Consider the following 17877-nt stretch of genomic DNA (forward strand, 5'->3'; position numbering starts at 1 on the left):
TATGCGACGGAATTTCTTCCCGCTCCTCCTGGCCCTGGCCCTTCTGGCCGGCTGTCAGGGGCCGGAGGCCCCCGCTCCCCGGGACAGCTCCTCGGTCACCGTGGTCATGCCCCCCACCTCCGAGCCGGAGGCCGGCTTTGATCCCGCCTTCGGCTGGGGAGCGGGGGAGCACGTCCACGAGCCGCTGATCCAGTCCACCCTGACGGTGACCAACCCCGACCTGACCATCGGCTACGACCTGGTCGCCTCCATGGAGGCCAGTGAGGACGGCCTGACCTGGACGGTCACCCTCCGGGACGACGCAGCATTCACCGACGGAGAACCCCTCACCGCCGCCGACGCGGCCTTCACCTACAACACGGTGAAAAGCACCAGCTCGGTGAACGACTTCACCATGCTGGACTACGCCGAGGCGGTGGACGAGACCACCGTGGTCTTCCACATGACCCGCCCCTTCTCCATCTGGCCCTACACCATGGCCATCACCGGCATCCTCCCGGAGCACGCCTACGACCCCGCCGTCTACGGCTCCAGCCCGGTCGGCTCGGGGCGGTATATCCTGAAACAGTGGGACCGGGGCCAGCAGGTCATTCTGGAGGCCAACCCGGATTACTACGGTGAACCGCCCCGGATGGAGCGGGTGGTCATCCTGTTCATGGAGGAGGACGCCGCCTTTCTGGCCGTCCAGGCGGGCCAGGCCGACCTGGCTTACACCTCCGCCGCCTACTCCGACCAGAGCGTGGACGGCTACTCCCTGCTGTCGGTGAAAACGGTGGACAACCGGGGGATCAACCTCCCCGCCTGGAACAACGATGTTACCGCCGACCCCCTGGTCCGTCACGCCATCAATCTGGGGGTGGACCGGCAGGCCATCATTGACCACGTTCTCAATGGATACGGTACCCCCGCTTACAGCGTGTGCGACGGCCTGCCCTGGTGGTACAGCGCCACCGCCGAGGCATCGGATGACCCGGAACAGGCAAGGGCCTTACTGGATCAGGCGGGCTGGCTTCCCGGGCCGGACGGGGTCCGGGAGAAGAACGGGGTCCGGGCGGCCCTCACCGTCCACTACGCCGCTGGGGACTCAGTGCGCCAGGGAATCGCCGCCGAGCTGGCCAACCAGCTCAGAGAGCTGGGCATTGAGACGGATATCAGGGGGGTGGGCTGGGACACCGCCTATGACGACGCCCTGTCCAACCCCCTGGTCTGGGGCTGGGGGGCCCACACCCCCATGGAGCTGTACAACATCTACCACACCGCCCCTGGCTCGGACAGCGCCCTGTACTCCCCCTACGCCAACCAGAGCGCGGACGAACTGATGGACGCGGCCCTGGCCTGTCCCGGCCTGGAGGAATCCTATGCCCTGTGGCAAGAGGCCCAGGCGGAGATCGCCCAGGATGCGCCCTGGGTGTGGCTGGTAAACGTGGACCATCTGTACTGGGTCCGGGAGGGCCTGGCGGTGGCAGAGCAGAAGCTCCACCCCCACGGCCATGGGTGGTCCATCGTCAACAACATCGATCAATGGAGCTGGACATGAGACACCGACTGCAATTTACCGCCCAAAAGCTGATCCGCATGGCCCTCCTCCTGCTGGGGGTGAGCCTGGCCGCCTTTCTGCTGATGGACGCCTCCCCTTTGGACCCCCTCCAGACCAACCTGGGCCAGGCGGCGCTGGGGAGCCTGTCCCCGGAGCAGCTCGCCCGGCTGCGGGAATACTGGGGGGTGGATACGCCGGCGGCGGAGCGGTATCTCAGCTGGCTCCGGGACGCGCTCCGGGGGGAGCTGGGCCTCTCCCTCCTCTACCGCCAGCCGGTGGCGGAGGTCATCGGCCAGCGGCTGGCCAGCTCCCTGTGGCTGCTGTTGGCCGCCTGGCTGCTGTCTGGGGCGCTGGGGCTTTCGCTGGGCATTCTGGCCGGGGCCAATCGGGGCCGCTGGCCCGACCAGCTGGTGCGGGGACTGTGCCTGACCCTGTCCAGCACCCCCTCCTTCTGGCTGGGGCTGCTGCTGATGATGGTCTTCTCCGTGTGGCTGCGGGTGCTGCCGGTGGGCTTTTCCGTCCCCATCGGGGCGGAGGCCGCCGCCGTCACCCTGGGCCAGCGGCTGCGCCACGCCCTCCTGCCCGCCCTCACCCTATCTGTCACCGGCGCGTCCAGCATCGCCCTCCACACCAGGGAGAAGACGGCGGACGTAATGGACAGCGACTACATCCTCTTCGCCCGGGCCAGAGGGGAGGGGCACATCGTCCTGCGCCATGTGCCCCGCAACGTGGCCCTGCCCGCCCTCACCCTCCAATTCGCCTCCATTGGAGAGGTCATCGGAGGCTCGGTGCTGGTGGAGCAGGTCTTCTCATACCCCGGACTGGGACAGGCGGCGGTGGCCGCCGGGCTGGGGGGCGACGCGCCCCTGCTGCTGGGCATCACCATCGTCACCGCCGCCCTGGTCTTCTCTGGAAATCTCATCGCTGATCTGCTCTACGGGGTACTCGATCCCCGCATCCGAAGGGGGGCGGCCAGGACATGAACAACCGCCGGAGGACCACCCTGCTCCTGCTGGCCGCCGCCTGCCTGTTGCTGGCCGCCGCCGCCCTCGCCGGGGCCTCCCTGCCGGAGACGGCCTTCGCCGCCGACTTCTCCCGCAAAAACCTCCCTCCCTGCCCCGCTTTCCCCTTCGGCACCGACTGGATGGGCCGGGACATGCTGAAACGCACCCTGGCTGGGCTGTCCCTGTCCATCCGGGTGGGAGCGCTGACCGCCTGCGTCAGCGCCGTCCTGGCCCTGGCCCTGGGGACGGCCTCCGCCCTGCTGGGCGGCTGGGTTGACGGGGCCGTTGGCTGGCTCATCGACCTGGTGATGGGGGTCCCCCACATCCTGCTCATCCTCCTCATCTCCCTGGCCTGCGGGCGGGGCTTCTGGGGGGTGACGGCGGGGGTGGCCCTCACCCACTGGACCTCTCTGGCCCGACTGATGCGGGGGGAGCTGCTGGCCCTGAAGAGCGCACCCTGGCTCCGGATGGCCCGGCGGCTGGGGGTTTCGCGAAGAAAACTCCTCAACCATCTGCTCCCCCACCTGCTGCCCCAGTTTTTGACCGGCCTGATTCTTCAGTTCCCCCACGCGATCCTCCACGAGGCCAGCGTTACCTTTTTGGGCTTCGGCCTGTCTCCGGACCAGCCCGCCATCGGGGTAATTCTGGAGGAGAGCATGGCCTACCTCACCACCGGGCGGTGGTGGCTGGCCCTGTTCCCCGGACTGGCCCTGGTGGGGGTGGTGCTGCTCTTCGCCTGGATGGGGGAGCGGCTGCGTCTGCTGCTGGCCCCGGCCACCGCTCAGGAATAGGAGGCTCTATGGAACCGCTTTTGACTGTGGAACATCTGTCCATCTCCTTCACCCGCTATGGCCGGGGGCTGTCCCGGGTGGAGCTGAACCCCATCCGGGACCTGTCCCTCTCCCTGGAGGCGGGCCAGGTGACGGCAGTGGTAGGGGCCAGTGGCTCGGGCAAGAGCCTGCTGGCCCACGCCATCCTCCACCTTCTCCCCCGAAACGCCCGGGTGTCCGGAATCCTCCGCTACGGCGGCGCGCCCCTCACCCAGGCGCGGGCGGAGGCCCTCCGGGGCCGGGAGATTGCCCTCATCCCTCAGGGGGTAACCTGGCTGGACCCTATGATGAAGGTGGGGCCCCAGCTCCGCCGGGGACAGCGGAACCCTTCCGTCCGCGCCCGCTGCCGGGAGGCCCTGGACCGCTGCGGCCTGGGGCCCGAGGTGGAGGAGCTGTACCCCTTTGAGCTGTCGGGCGGGATGGCCCGGCGGGTGCTCACCGCCTCGGCGGTGGCCGAGGCCCCCCGGCTCATTGTGGCCGACGAGCCCACCCCCGGCCTGGACCCTCCGGCGGCGCGGCGGGTCCTGGACCGCTTCCGGGAGCTGGCCGGCCAGGGGGCGGGGGTGCTGCTCATCACCCACGACCTGGAGCTGGCCATCACCGCGGCCAGCAGGCTGGTGGTCCTCAACCAGGGCCGCACGGTGGAGGAGCTCCCCGCCGCCCGCTTCCAGACCGGGGAGGGGCTGGCCCACCCCTACACCCGCGCCCTGTGGCGGGCCATGCCCCGGAACGGGTTTGAAGCGTAACGGCGTTTTCCCGGGGGCTCCGAACAGCCCGGGAAAAACCTCCGGCATTTGCTGCGCAAATACCACCGCCCTTTGCGAAGGGAGGCTTTTTGGAAAGGAGTGCGGATATGATCCTGGAAGCCAAGGACCTCACCTTCCGCTATCCCCGCCAGCGGGGCGGGGCGGCGGTGGAGCGGGTAAGCCTCACCCTGCGCTCCGGGGAGCGGGTGGGGCTGTCCGCCCCCAGCGGACGGGGAAAAACCACCCTGTGCAAGCTGCTGGCCGGGTGGGAGCGGCCCGAGCGGGGCCAGGTGCTGCTGGACGGCGCGCCACTCCCCTCCCAGGGCTTCTGCCCTGTCCAACTGCTGTGGCAGCACCCGGAGGAGGCGGTGGACCCCCTCCTCCGCCTGGGGACCACCCTGTATGAGGCCGGTCCGGTGGACCCCGCCGCGGCGGAGGGCCTTGGAATTCAGCCTGGCTGGCTGGAGCGATACCCCATGGAGCTGTCCGGCGGAGAGCTCCAGCGCATCTGCGTGGTCCGGGCTCTGGGGCCGGAGCTGAAATTCCTGCTGTGCGACGAGGCGTCGGCCATGCTGGACCTGGTCACCCAGGCCCGGCTGTGGCGGTTCCTCCTGGCCCAGGCGGAGGAGCGGAACCTGGGCTTGCTGGTGGTCAGCCATGACCGCCCTCTCCTGGAGCAGGTGTGTACCAGGATTCTGTCCTGGGAGGACATTTCTCCATAAAAAAGTCCCGGTCTTTTCCAAGACCGGGACTTTTTTACTTTTTCTTCTTTTTCTTGTCAAAAAAGCTCTTCAGCCCGCTCTCCTGGACCTCCTCCCCCATGGCCGCGCCGAAGGCGTTGAGGGCCGCCTTCTGCTCGCTGTTCAGGGAGGTGGGCACCTGAACCTTTATGGTGACGTACTGGTCCCCCCGGCGGCTGCTGCGCAGCTCGGGGATGCCCTTGCCCCGTAGCCGGAAGGTGGTGCCCGTCTGGGTACCGGCGGGGAGGCTGTATTTCACCTTGCCGTCGATGGTGGGGATTTCCAGCTCGGCCCCCATGGCCGCCTGATAGAAGGTGACCGGGTGCTCGTAAAGCACGGTCACCCCGTCCCGCTGGAACTGGGGGTGGGGCTTGATCTGCACCCGCACCAGCAGGTCTCCGGCAGGGCCGCCGTTGGTCCCGGCGTTGCCCTGGCCCCGTATGGAAACGGCCTGACCGTCGTCAATGCCCGCCGGGATGGTCACCGACACCCGCCGCTTCTTGCGCACGCTGCCTGCGCCGCCGCAGGTCTTGCAGGGGGTGTGGATGATCTTTCCCGTCCCCCGGCACTTCTGGCAGGCGGTGGTGGTGGAGAAGGCAAAGCCCCCCGCCCCCCGCTGGATGCGCACCTGGCCCGCTCCCCGGCAGTCGGGACAGGTCTCGGCGGTGGTGCCCGCCGCGCAGCCCGAGCCTTTGCACTCCTCGCAGGTCTCGGTGCGGCTCAGCTCGATCTCCTTGGTGCAGCCGAAGGCCGCCTCCTCAAAGCTGAGGGCCAGATTGACCCGCAGGCTCTCCCCCTTCTGGGGCCCGTTCCGCCGGGAGCCGCCCCCGCCGAAGCCGCCAAAGCCTCCGCCGAAGAAGGAGCCGAAAATGTCGCCCAGGTCGATATCCCCCATGTCGAAGCCCATGCCCCCGCCCCCGCCGTAGCTGGGGTCCACCCCGGCAAAGCCGAACTGGTCGTACCGGGTCTTTTTCTCCGGGTCAGAGAGGATGCCGTAGGCCTCGTTGATCTCCTTGAACTTGGCCTCGGCGTCCTTGTCGCCGGGGTTTACGTCAGGGTGGTACTTCTTGGCCAGCTTGCGGTAGGCCTTTTTCAGTTCTTCCTCCGAAGCCCCTTTGCTCAGACCCAGGACCTCGTAATAGTCGCGTTTTTCTTCCGCCATATGTTTCACCTCTTGACATGGAAGGCGAGCGGAACAGGGTCCTCACCCGTCCGCTCAGCTCCTTCCTCAGAATATTCTGTTTTACTTCTGGTCGTCGTCGATGACCTCATAGTCGGCGTCCACCACATCGGGCCCCGCCTGACCGCCGGGCTGAGAACCTCCGGCAAAGCCGCCGCCCATATCGGGGCCGGGACCGGCCTGACCATAGATCTTGGAGCCCACCTCGGCAAACTCCTTGTTGACGGCCTCGGTGGCGTCCTTGATGGCGTTGATGTCGGCCCCCTTCAGGGTCTCCTTCAGGTGGTCCAGAGCGGCCTGGACCTTGGCCTTATCCTCGGCGGGAATCTTGTCGCCCACCTCGCCCAGGGTCTTCTCCACCTGATAGGCGGTCTGGTCGCCGGCGTTGCGGATGTCGGCGGCCTCCCGGGCCTTCTTATCCTCGGCGGCGAACTGCTCCGCCTCCCGCATGGCCTTGTCGATCTCCTCCTTGCTCATGTTGGTGGAGGAGGTAATGGTGATGTGCTGCTCCCGGCCGGTGCCCTGGTCCTTGGCGGACACGTTCACGATGCCGTTGGCGTCGATGTCGAAGGTAACCTCGATCTTGGGGTCGCCCCGGCGGGCAGGCAGGATGCCGTCCAGCATGAACACGCCCAGCTGCTTGTTGTACTGGGCCATCTCCCGCTCGCCCTGAAGCACCTTGACCTCCACGGAGGTCTGGTTGTCGGAGTAGGTGGTGAACACCTGGCTGCCGTGGGCGGGGATGGTGGTGTTGCGGTCGATGATCTTGGTCATGACGCCGCCGGCGGTCTCGATACCCAGGGACAGGGGGGTGACGTCCAGCAGCAGCAGGTCCTTTACGTCGCCGGTGAACACGCCGCCCTGGAGAGCCGCGCCCATAGCCACGCACTCGTCGGGGTTGATGCCCTTAAAGCCGTCCCGGCCGGTGATGTTCTTCACCGCGTCCTGGACTGCGGGGATGCGGCTGGAGCCGCCCACCAGCAGGACCTTGTGCAGATCGCCGGCGGAGAGCTTGGCGTCCCCCATAGCCTGACGGACGGGACCCATGGTGGCCTCCACCAGATGGTGGGTCAGCTCGTTGAACTTGGCCCGGGACAGGGTCAGGTCCAGGTGCTTGGGGCCGGTGGCGTCGGCGGTGATATAGGGCAGGTTGATGGCGGTGGTGGTCACGCCGGACAGCTCGATCTTGGCCTTCTCGGCGGCCTCCTTCAGGCGCTGCATGGCCACCTTGTCGCCGGACAGGTCCACGCTCTCGGCTTTTTTGAACTCGGCCACCATCCAGTCCATGACGCACTTGTCAAAGTCGTCGCCGCCCAGACGGTTGTTGCCGGCGGTGGCCAGAACCTCGATGACGCCGTCGTCAATGTCCAGGATGGACACGTCGAAGGTGCCGCCGCCCAGATCGTAGACCATGATCTTCTGGGCCTCTTCCTTGTCCACCCCGTAAGCCAGAGCGGCGGCGGTGGGCTCGTTGATGATGCGCTTGACCTCCAGGCCGGCGATTTTTCCTGCGTCCTTGGTGGCCTGGCGCTGGGCGTCGGTGAAGTAGGCGGGGACGGTAATCACCGCTTCGGTGACAGGCTGGCCCAGGTAGCCCTCGGCGTCCGCCTTCAGCTTCTGGAGAATCATGGCGCTGATCTCCTGGGGGGTGTACTTCTTGCCGTCTACCTCCACCCGGTAGTCGGAACCCATCTCCCGCTTGATGGAGCTGATGGTCCGGTCGGGGTTGGTGATGGCCTGGCGCTTGGCCACCTGGCCCACCATGCGCTCGCCGTCCTTGGAGAAGGCCACGACGGAGGGGGTGGTGCGGTTGCCCTCGGCGTTGGCGATGACTACGGCGTCGCCGCCCTCCATCACCGCTACGCAGCTGTTAGTCGTACCTAAATCGATGCCAATAATTTTTCCCATGATGTTTTCCTCCTAAATATATGAAAGATTGGTGTTAACAGATTCAATGCAGGAGCATGGCTCCCACGCCCAGCAGGGCGGACAGCCAGACCAGCAGCCCGGCGCTGAGCATCAGGGTGAATTGAACGTTTTTACAGGGTTTACACATGCCGGTCTGACCTCCTTCTCTCAAACGGCACACGCTAATTGGCCACCTGGACCATAGCGAAGCGGATGACCTTCTCCCCCAGCATGAAGCCGGCCTGGAAGACCTGGGCGACGGTATTCTCCCCCAGATTCTCGTCCTCGATGTGCATGACGGCGTTATGGAGGTTGGGGTCGAAGGGCTGGCCCTGGGCCTCGATCTCGGTGACCCCCAGCCTGGCGAAGACCTCCTTCAGCTGGTTCATGGTCATCTCCACGCCCTTTTTGAATGCCTCGTCGGCGGTGTCCTGCTTGAGGGCCCGCTCCAGGTTGTCGTAGACGGGGAGAAAGGCCTGGACGGTATCCGCTTTTGCGTCGGTCCACAGGCTCTCCTTCTCCTTGGCGGTGCGCTTGCGGTAGTTGTCATACTCGGCGGCCAGGCGGAGAAACTGGTCCTTGGACACCATCTGCTCCACGACGGGAGTCTCCTCCGTCCCTTCCGGCTCCTCGCCGGGGCCGCCGGTCTGGGGCTCCTCCGGGAGGGCCTCCTCCGGCTCGGTCCGCTCCTCCAGGACCTCCTCCGCGGACATCTCCTGGTCGGGGACCTCTTGCGTCTCTTTCTTCTTACTTTTACTCACGATTCATGCTCCTTCGCAGTCTCGATTATTCTTCGGAATCCTCCGGGGCGGGCAGCTCCTTGCCGAACATGCGGGTCAGGCTGTCGGCGAAATAGGACAGCCGGGCGGTGACCTTGGCGTAATCCATGCGGGTGGGACCCACCACCCCGATCACCCCCCGCATGTTGTCCCCGATGTCGTAGCTGGCCATGACCACGCTGGTGTCCTTCAAAGCGTCGCTCACGTTTTCCGGCCCGATGAGGATGTTCATATTCTTGCCGGTGTCCAGGGTGGCGGGCAGGCGGGGCTCGTCGGTGTCCTCGCTGAGGTAGGCCATCAGGGGCTTAGCCTTGTCCAGGCTGCGGTACTCCGGGTGCTCCAGCAGATGGGTGATGCCGGCGGTGCGGAACTTCTGCTCCCGCTGGCCGGACAGCACCTCCATGGCGAACTCCACCACCAGGGCGATGAGCTGAAAGGCCCCCGGCGCGGTATGGGTCTCCATCTTGTCCAGGGTATCCTCCATCTCCTCCCGGGACAGGCCCACGAAGGAGGAGTTCAGCACGGCGGACAGCATTTGCAGCTGGGGGTCGGACAGGCCGTCGGGAATGTGAATCAGCTTGTTCTTCACCACGCTGCTGTCGGTCATGACCACGGCGATAAAGGCGTTTTCCTCCACCATCAGCAGGTCGAACCGCTTGACGGTGACCCGCTCCTTGGCGGCGGCCATGGTGAACACGGGGTAGTCGCTGAGCTGGGAGAGCACCTTGCCCGCCCGGTCGATCACCCGGTCCAGCTCCTCCATCTTCAGGTTGAGGGCGTCGTTGATGCGCTGGGTCTCCTGGATGGTGAGCTGCTGCCGGTCCATCAGCTCGTTGACGTAGAGCCGGTAGCCGGCGGCGGAGGGGATGCGTCCGGCGGAGGTATGGGGCTGCTCCAGGTAGCCCTGGTCGGTGAGGTCGGCCATCTCGTTGCGGATGGTGGCGGTGGAGACGTCCAGCCCGGCCAGCTGGGCCACCGCCTTGGAGCCCACCGGCTCGGCGGTGGCGATGTAGGTCTCGACAATGGCGCGGAGTATGCGCTTTTTCCGGTCTGACAGTGCCACGGCACTCACCGCCTTTCGATTTCATTGGTTTAGCACTCATATTCCCCGAGTGCTAAAGATAATGTACCACTCCCCTCCAAAATTGTCAATAGCCTCTTTATGAATTTATTATAAACAAATCAGCCCCGGCCATTCCTTGCAGAACAGCCGGGGTTGTGCTAATTCTTCTCTTCTTCCTCCGCCGCAAGATACATCTCCTCACATTTCCGCTGAGCATCAATTAAGAGATTCATTGCTTTCTCGCTGGCCCGGACCATGGTCTCGTACATTTCCTTGTAGTCTTCCATATTGATCACCTCCATATTATAGAATACATTAAAATGCATTCGATTGCAATGGATTATTTGAATAATTTGTTGTAGTACGATACAATTTATTCAGAAGGTGATCGTATGGGAATCGAAAAGAAAACTTACACGTTTCGTCTGAACGAGGAAGTGGCCGAAAAAATCAGAACATATGGCCAAATGGAAAATCGAAGCCTTGTCAATATGGTTGAGACGATCCTTATAAACTATATCACCGAACGTGAAAAAGAAAGCTGACCGCCTGCCGGAATGGACAGGCGGTCAGTTTTGTTCCATTAGTCTTCCAACGTAGATTGCAAGTCAACTAAAAGAATCTCAATCTTCTCACGCAGCTTTGCCGGGTCATCCTCTGCAAGACCTTCTTTTAAATCCCTGATAACCATGCGCAGAAAACCGTTGAATTGCTTGTCAGTCTGGCCCATACAGCTACCTCCCATTATAAATTATGTGTTCATTATACCGCAAATTCAGGCTCTTTGCAACCGTTTTTTAAAAATTCAGCACCTGCCCCGTCGCCAGGGCGTGGCAGTGAGGACCGAAGCGCTCCCGCAGAAGGGCCAGGGCGGTTTCTCCGGTGCAGTGGCCGGTGTGGAGTTCCTCCACGCCCAGCTCCTTCAGGGCGCCGGCCACCTGGAACACATACTCGGGGGTACAGTTCAGCGCCCCCTGTCCCTTGGCGGCCATATGGAAGCCGCCCACCACGGCGTACACCTGTTTCCCGGGCAGCTGGTCCAGCACCTCCCGGACGATGGGGACGATCCCACTGTGGCTGCACGAGTTAAAGACCACCAGCCCCTTCTCCCCCTCCAGCACCAGGGACTGCTCATGGCGGAAGTCGTCCGGGATAAAATCGTCCTCCCCCCGCTTAAAGAGCAGGCCGTCGGACCGGCCGGAGCCGTCCGGGGCCTGGACCGGGTCCGGCGCCAGCCAGGCCCCTTCCATCAAAGGATACAGGCCATCCACAGACACAAAGCGGTCCTGGGACTGAGCAAAGATTTCCCGATGAATGCCGATAAAGCAGGGGCCGTCCGTCCTCATGGAGAAGTAAGGTCCCGCCGCTCCGGGACGGGCGTACACCTTGGCCCTGTCATTGACCTGGAAGAACCGGCGCAGGCCGTCGGCGTGGTCGTAGTGGCCGTGGGACAGGGCGGCCAGCTCCACGGCGGTCAGGTCCACCCCCAGGGCCTGGGCGTTGTCCGCGAATTTTCCCGAGGAGCCGGCGTCCAGCAACAGCTTGCGGCCCCGGTATTCGATGTATAGGGACAGCCCATGCTCCGGGGTGAGGCCGCAGCCCTCCAGGGCGGTGTTTTCCATCAGAACAGTGACTTTCATGGGAAGCGCCTCCTTATTTTTATGCCCGCGTCAGGTCCCGGACCCACTTTCCGGAGCGCAGGCGGCCAATGCCCACGAAGAACTTGACCGCCTGTTCCAGGGGAAAGGCCAGATAGACCCAGAACACGGTGGTTTTCACCACCAGCCCGCACAGGGCGGCGTAGGGGATGGCCACCAGCCACAGGGGACCGGTGTCGATGAGGGTGGCCGCCTTCACATCCCCGCCCCCTCGGAGCACCCCTACAATATTCACCGTGTTGAAATCCTTCAGCGGCATGGCCAGCGCCATCATGGTCATCATCATGGAGGCCACCGCCGCCGCCCCGTGGGACAGCTTGAACAGGGGATACACCCAGAGGGGGGCAGCAAACAGGACGAAGGCCAGCAGCGTCCCGCCCAGCACCAAACCCTCCCCCACTGCCAGGGCGTTCAGCGCCTTGCCCACGTCCAGGAGCTTGTCCTGCCGGCCCGCGCCGATCTCCCGGCCGATGATGATGGCGGCTGTGGTGGACAGGCCGAAGGAGGCCACCATCACAATCTTCTCCACGTTGCCGGCGATGGTGTAGGCGGCCAACAGCTCGGTGCTGCCCGCCATGTGGCCCATGATGGTGGGGAACATGGAGGTTCCCAGCCCCCACATGGTCTCGTTGCACACCACCAGCCCGCCGTATTTCAGGAAGCGGCGGGTCATGTCCAGCCCGGGCCGGACCAGCAGCCCCAGCCGCACCTGGAAAAAGCGGTTTTTCATCATGTGCAGGACCACGATGGCCACCTCCAGCAGCCGGGCGGTGAGGGTGGCCATCGCCGCCCCCCGCACCCCCATGGCGGGAGCGCCCAGGTTGCCAAAAATCAGCACCCAGTTGAGGAAGGTGTTCACCGTCATGGACGCGCCCAGGATGTACATGCCCAGCTGGGGCCGCTCCATGCTGCGGTAGGCGGCTACATACATCATGGTAAAGGCGCTGCACACGTAGGAGACCCCGGCGATGGACCCGTATTGAGCGGCCAGAGCAATGACCTCGGGCTCGTTGCCGAAGAGGGACAAAAACTCCACCGGACACACCAGCAGCACCGCCGCGCACAGGGAGGACACCCCCAGCGCCACCCACAGGGCCACCCCCAGCACCCGGTTGATGGACTCCATCTCCTGCCTGCCCCAGTACTGGCTGATGAGGACGGAGGACCCGCTCTGCACCCCGAAGATGAACATCTGCACCGCGAACAGAGGAATGTTGGCCAGGGTCACCGCCGCCATGGGGGCCTCCCCCAGCATGCCCACCATAAAGGTATCCGCCATGCCCAGGGCGCTGGTGATGAGGTTTTGCAGCACGATGGGCAGGGACAGCAAAATCACCTGCCGGTAAAAACCGGGTTTCTGCTTCATGAACGCAAACATGGGAAATGGCTCCTTTGTACGATTATGATAATGTGGGAAACAGCTGCTCTTTGGCCGCCCGCAGCCCCTTGATCAGGGCGTCCACATCCTCCCGGGTGGTGTCACAGGAAAAGCTGATCCGCAGCGCCCCATCCAGCTGCGGCCTGGGCAGCTTGAGGGCGGCAAAGACATGGCTGGGCTTCCCCCGATGGCAGGCGGAGCCGGAGGACAGACACACCCCCTGGTCGCTGAGGAAGCGGACCACCACCTCGCTCTTGTAGCCGGGCAGGGTGATGGGCAGAATGTGGGGCGCGCCCCCGCGGGTGAGGACCTGGGCCTCCGGGACCTCCCGGGCCAGCCGCTCCACGGTGCAGGCTCTCAGCTCCGCCATGCGGGCGGTATCCGCCTCCATGGAGGCGGCCCCCAGCCGGGCGGCGGCGGCGAAGGCGGCAATCTGGGCGGTGGCCTCGGTGCCGGAGCGCAGGCCGCCCTCCTGTCCCCCGCCCCGGATGAGGGGGGGCAGCTTCAGCCCGCTCCGGACGTACAGCGCCCCCACCCCCTTGGGGGCGTGGATCTTGTGGCCGCTCACCGACAGCAGGTCCACCCCCAGCTCCTTGGGGGTGAAGGGCACCTTTAAAAAGCCCTGGACCGCGTCGCAGTGGAGCAGGGCGGGACAGCCCGCCGCCCTGATGGCCCGGGCCGCCTCCTTCACGGGGAGGACGGTACCCAGCTCGTTGTTTACCAACATCATGGATACCAGCACCGTGTCCGGGCGGAGGGCGGCGGACAGCTGGGCGGGGTCCAGCTCCCCCCAGCGGTCGGGCTGGAGACAGGTCACCTCATACCCCTGTCTCTCCAGCGCCTTGAGGGGTTCCAGCACAGCGGCGTGCTCGATGGCGGTGGTAACGATGTGTTTCCCCTGGCGGCGGTTCAGCTCCAGCGCCCCGCGGATGGCCCAGTTGTCGCTCTCCGAGCCGCAGGAGGTGAAGAAAACCTCCTCCGGCCGGCAGCCCAGGGCCGCAGCCGTGTCCGCCCGCCAGCCCTTCACCCGGCCGGCCGCCTGGCGGCCAAAGGCGTACTGGGAGGAGGGGTTCCCCCAGCCCTGGGTCATGGCCTCCACCGCCGCCTGAACGGCTTCGGGCCGCACCGGCGTGGTGGCGGCGTTGTCAAAGTAGTGGAGCATGGTGTCCGCCTCCCGAAAACAAATTCAATACCGGCTATTTTAAGCTGTCCCGATGGGAAAGTCAATAGGGATTTGCCCTTGCAAAGGGGCGCGTTTTTGTATATAATGGAAGCAAGAACGACCAAAGGAGTGGCGCGGGGTGAACCGAAACATCTGCTACATCGTGGGGGCCATGTCCCTCACACCGGACCTGCGGCCCTACCCCGTCCAGGGGGACTACGTCATCGCCGCCGACCGGGGGTTCGATTCCCTGGTGGCCTACGGGGTGCGGCCCGACCTGGCGGTGGGGGACTTCGATTCCCTGGGCCACCGGCCCAACCACCCCAATGTGATCCAGCTCCCGGCGGAAAAGGACGACACCGACATGGTCTTCGCCCTGCGCAAGGGGCTGGAGCTGGGCTACCGCCGCTTCGTCCTGCTGGGGGGCGTGGGCGGACGGCTGGAGCACACCTTGGGCAACCTCCAACTGCTGGACTGGTTGGCCTGTCAGGGCGGTCAGGGCTTCCTGGCGGGGGAAAAGACCGCCGCCACCTGCATCCGGGACGGTATGTCTGTCACCTTCCCGCCGTCTATGACCGGCTATCTGTCCGTCCTCTGCAACAGCGGCAGGGCAGAGGGGGTGGACCTGACAGGGCTGAAGTACCCTCTGAATGGGTATACCCTCACCGGCAGCTTCCCCCTGGGGGTGAGCAACCAGTTCCTGGGCCAGGAGGCTTCTGTGTCGGTGAAGCAGGGCAGTCTGCTGCTGATCTGGGAGGACAAAGGGGATTTTTACAGCAAACTGCCCAAGCTCTGGGCGGTTTGAGCTCCCAGTTTTGGGACAAAATATTCCATTTTTTCCTCTTGATTTTTTGAGCGCGCCATGGTATATTGATATACTCCCTTCGAGAGAGGAGGTGTCCGCTATGGGCGAGGCGGTCAAAATCGTCGCCAAAAACAGCAAAGCCTACCACGACTACTTCATTGAGGAGAAGTATGAGACCGGCATCGAGCTGGCGGGCACCGAGGTGAAATCCATCCGGCTGGGCAACGTGAACCTGAAGGATTCCTTCTGCCTGATCAAGGACGGGGAAATTTCTGTCCTTGGTATGCACATCAGCCCCTACGAGAAGGGCAACATCTTTAACAAGGACCCCCGCCGTACCCGCCGCCTGCTCATGCACAAGCGGGAGATTCTCCGCCTGTTCGCAAAGATCAAGCAGGACGGCTATTCCCTGATCCCCCTGTCCCTCTACTTCAAGGGCCCCCGGGTCAAGCTGGAAATCGGCCTGGCCAAGGGCAAAAAGCTCTACGACAAGCGGGAATCCGCCGCCCGGCGTGACGCCAAGCGGGAGATGGACCGGGCCATGAAGACCAGGAGCCGATGACCCACGCCTTTTCCAGTCCCGGACTGACCGTTCCAGACGCCTTCTGTGTCAACGAAGGCGGCGGCGGACGGGTCATTCATATCCAGAGGGCCGTCATTCGGGTGGAGCCTCCCCTGGGGAAGAGCCGGACCTTTTCTGTCCACGAGGCCGCACGCCTGATCGTCCACCGTCCCAAGGGCCGGAGCTTCGAAAACCTCCTGCTGGACGCCCAGGGCAAAACGCTGTGCAGCTTTGCCCGTATGGAGAAAAACGGCGCAGTCTTTCTCCAGTATCTGCTGGATCAGGGGGTGCCCTTCTACCACCCGGACGGCCAGCCGCTGGAGATCGTCCGCCCTGCAGGGACAGTTCCCAGCCTCCGGTTTACCCTTCAGCTCCGGCGCACCATCCCCGTGGGGACGTGGATCGGCCTGGGGTTTGGACTCGGGCTGGTGCTGCTCCTGGCGGGCGTACCCGTTACGGCTATGGTCAGCAGCGCCCACATAGAACGGAACCTGACCATCGTGCTTGGCATGGCGCTTCTCTCCATTGCCGCCCCCTGGGTCTGCGCGGTGGGAACGGGCCAGCTGTTTCCGCCGTTCCTGACCGTGGATGGCGAACAGGTTTGGGTGTACCGGGGACTGGGCCGCCGGGAGCTCCCCCTGGAGGAGATGGACTGCTGCCGCCTTCAGCACTCGGATGAGTGCTACGTGTTATACGACAAGCGGGGCAGGCCCGTGATCAAATTCAGCCCCAGAGAGGACTTCGCCCCCCAGTGGATGAAGTTCCTGACCAGTCACAAAATCAAGCTGTGCTCCGATCAGGGAGCATGAGGAAGGAAAGGAAGCCATGCCTGATACCAAACATCCCATCGTCACCATTGAGATGGAAAACGGCTCCGTCATGAAGGCGGAGCTCTACCCCGAGACGGCTCCCAACAGCGTGAACAACTTCATTTCCCTGATCCAGAAGGGCTTTTACGACGGCCTGATCTTCCACCGCTGCATCCCCGGCTTTATGATCCAGGGCGGCTGTCCCCAGGGCACCGGCATGGGCGGTCCGGGCTACTCCATCAAGGGGGAGTTCTCCCAGAATGGATTCCAAAATGACCTGGCCCACGACCGGGGGGTGCTGTCCATGGCCCGGGCCATGGACCCCGATTCCGCCGGCAGCCAGTTCTTCATCATGGTGGACCAGGCCCCCCACCTGGACGGCGGCTACGCCGCCTTTGGCAAGGTCATTGAGGGCATGGAGACCGCCGACGCCATCGTCTCCGGCAAGACTGACTGGAACGACCGGCCCCGGCAGAAGCAGGTCATGAAAAGGGTCACCGTAGACACCTTCGGCGTGGATTACCCCGAGCCGGAGAAGATTTAACCGTTTCTCCAGCCGCCCGCAGGGGCGGCTCAGACGGGGGCGTACCGGTTTCGACGGGGGCATAGAAGCAGGAAAAGCGAGCGGATGCGCCTAACATCCTAAAAATGGGCACTTATAAATTAAAGAACGACGATAACGTAGTTCTCGCCGCTGCTTGATGCGGCCGTCCTGCCCGGAAGGACCACGAGCCGGGTCTGGGCGTAGCCTAAGTGGTGCCCGTGCGTTCGGAAAGAGTTGACCGTTCCACGCATTATGACTCTACCAAGCCCAAGAGTGTGACGACCCACGCTTGAGTGAGGGAATGGAATCGATCGTCTGCGCTCGGAGAAGTTCCTGTGGAAGTGCTTTCGGACGGGAGTTCAACTCTCCCCGCCTCCACCACAATCAAAAGGTTCGAACCCGCGTCCGGGTTCAACCGTTCAAATCCGCAGTATCGCGGTATATAGAAGCACCTTCGGTATCGTACTCGACACATCGGGGTACGATGCCGGACAGTGCGACCCAGATTGTCCTCCCACCTATGCAGCCATTCAAAAATGGATAGAGGACAATCACGGTGTCAAAGTCAGCAAGTCAAGCGTCACTATGGTAAAAGACAAATGCGGGGCCTTGAAACTTGATTTTAAGGCCGGGAAGGAGCCGGATAGCGGTATTATAAAGACAGCAAAGGAAAGGCTTGTTTTAGAGGCATTTCGGGCGTTTGGCGTGGTGTAGTGCCTATGTATGTTGGGGCCGGGCGGTAGCTTCTACCACCCGGCCTTGCTTATACTTTGGCTTTGCGTTCTGGAAAAACGTTAGTAAAAAGTGTTACAAAAATGTTCGGAGAAGTCAGGGACATTTTAAGTGCCAACAAAAAAAGTGTTACAGGTGTTACAAAAAGTGTTACACTCTTTTTGACAGAAAGCCTTGTGTGGAGCGGGTTTGACAGTGCTGAGCTTATTTGTAACGGCTGTAACACTTTTTTTCAAAAACTTTCTACTGGAGCGAAGGGAGTATAATGTTTTCTTAATAATACCCCTTAAATGCCACTAATATCAAGGGATATTTAAAATTAGAAATCAATGTGTGCGTTATAATATAGAAGGGCTTGTAGATAGAAACGGCGGTGTAGCAGGCTCGGTGTGGCATGTGTGGCGGTATAGTATAATTAGAGGGATTATTAAAAAAATTTA

The 17877-nt window shown here is 63.3% G+C and carries 19 protein-coding genes and 1 other RNA gene; 11 read left to right on the forward strand and 9 right to left on the reverse strand.

Annotated elements, in window-relative coordinates:
- Nucleotide 1: 1 nt before the first annotated feature.
- From VV088_RS10220 to VV088_RS10240, 5 genes are all read left to right on the forward strand, one after another.
- Nucleotides 2-1537: an ABC transporter substrate-binding protein gene (locus VV088_RS10220; RefSeq protein ID WP_334600579.1), complete on the forward strand. Its 1536-nt coding sequence runs from the start codon at nt 2-4 to the stop codon at nt 1535-1537.
- Nucleotides 1534-2520 carry an ABC transporter permease gene (locus VV088_RS10225; RefSeq protein WP_334600580.1) on the forward strand — a complete coding sequence of 329 codons (987 nt, stop codon included), beginning with the start codon at nt 1534-1536 and terminating at the stop codon, nt 2518-2520. The genes VV088_RS10220 and VV088_RS10225 overlap by 4 nt, the downstream gene beginning before the upstream one ends.
- Entirely contained in the window at nt 2517-3332 is an 816-nt protein-coding gene (locus VV088_RS10230) for an ABC transporter permease (RefSeq protein ID WP_334600581.1), read from the forward strand. The genes VV088_RS10225 and VV088_RS10230 overlap by 4 nt, the downstream gene beginning before the upstream one ends.
- 8 nt (nt 3333-3340) lie before the next feature.
- On the forward strand, nt 3341-4117 hold the full coding sequence (locus VV088_RS10235) for an ATP-binding cassette domain-containing protein (protein ID WP_334600583.1): 777 nt from the start codon (nt 3341-3343) through the stop codon (nt 4115-4117).
- A gap of 107 nt (nt 4118-4224) precedes the next feature.
- Nucleotides 4225-4839, forward strand: coding sequence for an ABC transporter ATP-binding protein (locus VV088_RS10240; protein WP_334600585.1), 615 nt, complete (start codon nt 4225-4227; stop codon nt 4837-4839).
- Nucleotides 4840-4873: 34 nt separating this feature from the next.
- Here the strand turns inward: VV088_RS10240 and dnaJ are convergent, their stop codons facing one another.
- The 5 genes from dnaJ to VV088_RS10265 form a co-directional block, all read right to left on the reverse strand.
- Entirely contained in the window at nt 4874-6019 is a 1146-nt protein-coding gene (dnaJ, locus tag VV088_RS10245; protein WP_334600586.1) for a molecular chaperone DnaJ, read from the reverse strand.
- A gap of 81 nt (nt 6020-6100) precedes the next feature.
- Entirely contained in the window at nt 6101-7945 is a 1845-nt protein-coding gene (gene dnaK, locus VV088_RS10250; RefSeq protein ID WP_334600588.1) for a molecular chaperone DnaK, read from the reverse strand.
- A 182-nt stretch (nt 7946-8127) separates the two neighbouring features.
- Nucleotides 8128-8706, reverse strand: coding sequence for a nucleotide exchange factor GrpE (gene grpE, locus VV088_RS10255; protein ID WP_334600589.1), 579 nt, complete (start codon nt 8704-8706; stop codon nt 8128-8130).
- 25 nt (nt 8707-8731) lie between these two features.
- Nucleotides 8732-9787: a heat-inducible transcriptional repressor HrcA gene (gene hrcA / locus VV088_RS10260; RefSeq protein WP_334600591.1), complete on the reverse strand. Its 1056-nt coding sequence runs from the start codon at nt 9785-9787 to the stop codon at nt 8732-8734.
- A 158-nt stretch (nt 9788-9945) separates the two neighbouring features.
- The gene (locus VV088_RS10265) at nt 9946-10074 is read right to left on the reverse strand and encodes a hypothetical protein (RefSeq protein WP_334600593.1); all 129 of its coding nucleotides are present in this window, start codon (nt 10072-10074) and stop codon (nt 9946-9948) included.
- 105 nt (nt 10075-10179) lie between these two features.
- Between VV088_RS10265 and VV088_RS10270 the strand changes: the two genes are divergently transcribed.
- Nucleotides 10180-10332, forward strand: coding sequence for a hypothetical protein (locus tag VV088_RS10270; protein ID WP_334600594.1), 153 nt, complete (start codon nt 10180-10182; stop codon nt 10330-10332).
- 38 nt (nt 10333-10370) lie between these two features.
- On the opposite strand, the gene VV088_RS10275 is transcribed toward VV088_RS10270, so the two are convergent.
- The 4 genes from VV088_RS10275 to VV088_RS10290 form a co-directional block, all read right to left on the reverse strand.
- Entirely contained in the window at nt 10371-10517 is a 147-nt protein-coding gene (locus tag VV088_RS10275) for a hypothetical protein (protein ID WP_334600595.1), read from the reverse strand.
- Nucleotides 10518-10584: 67 nt separating this feature from the next.
- Nucleotides 10585-11427 (reverse strand): MBL fold metallo-hydrolase, encoded by an 843-nt coding sequence (locus VV088_RS10280; protein WP_334600596.1) that lies wholly within the window; start codon nt 11425-11427, stop codon nt 10585-10587.
- A gap of 19 nt (nt 11428-11446) precedes the next feature.
- Nucleotides 11447-12823, reverse strand: a complete 1377-nt coding sequence (locus tag VV088_RS10285; RefSeq protein WP_334600597.1) for an MATE family efflux transporter — start codon at nt 12821-12823, stop codon at nt 11447-11449.
- Nucleotides 12824-12845: 22 nt separating this feature from the next.
- Nucleotides 12846-13985, reverse strand: a complete 1140-nt coding sequence (locus VV088_RS10290) for a cysteine desulfurase family protein (protein ID WP_334600598.1) — start codon at nt 13983-13985, stop codon at nt 12846-12848.
- 139 nt (nt 13986-14124) lie between these two features.
- Here VV088_RS10290 and VV088_RS10295 point away from each other — a divergent pair, with 139 nt between their 5' ends.
- From VV088_RS10295 to ssrA, 5 genes are all read left to right on the forward strand, one after another.
- Nucleotides 14125-14790, forward strand: a complete 666-nt coding sequence (locus VV088_RS10295; protein ID WP_334600599.1) for a thiamine diphosphokinase — start codon at nt 14125-14127, stop codon at nt 14788-14790.
- 100 nt (nt 14791-14890) lie between these two features.
- Nucleotides 14891-15352 carry an SsrA-binding protein SmpB gene (smpB, locus tag VV088_RS10300; protein ID WP_334600600.1) on the forward strand — a complete coding sequence of 154 codons (462 nt, stop codon included), beginning with the start codon at nt 14891-14893 and terminating at the stop codon, nt 15350-15352.
- Entirely contained in the window at nt 15349-16161 is an 813-nt protein-coding gene (locus VV088_RS10305; RefSeq protein WP_334600601.1) for a hypothetical protein, read from the forward strand. Before smpB ends, VV088_RS10305 begins: the two co-directional genes overlap by 4 nt.
- Before the next feature lie 16 nt (nt 16162-16177).
- On the forward strand, nt 16178-16705 hold the full coding sequence (locus VV088_RS10310) for a peptidylprolyl isomerase (protein WP_334600602.1): 528 nt from the start codon (nt 16178-16180) through the stop codon (nt 16703-16705).
- Nucleotides 16706-16740: 35 nt separating this feature from the next.
- Nucleotides 16741-17086, forward strand: a transfer-messenger RNA (tmRNA) gene (gene ssrA / locus VV088_RS10315).
- Nucleotides 17087-17877: the final 791 nt, after the last annotated feature.

The organism is Lawsonibacter sp. JLR.KK007, from assembly GCF_036941135.1.
In the GTDB taxonomy this organism is placed as follows: Bacteria; Bacillota; Clostridia; order Oscillospirales; family Oscillospiraceae; genus Lawsonibacter.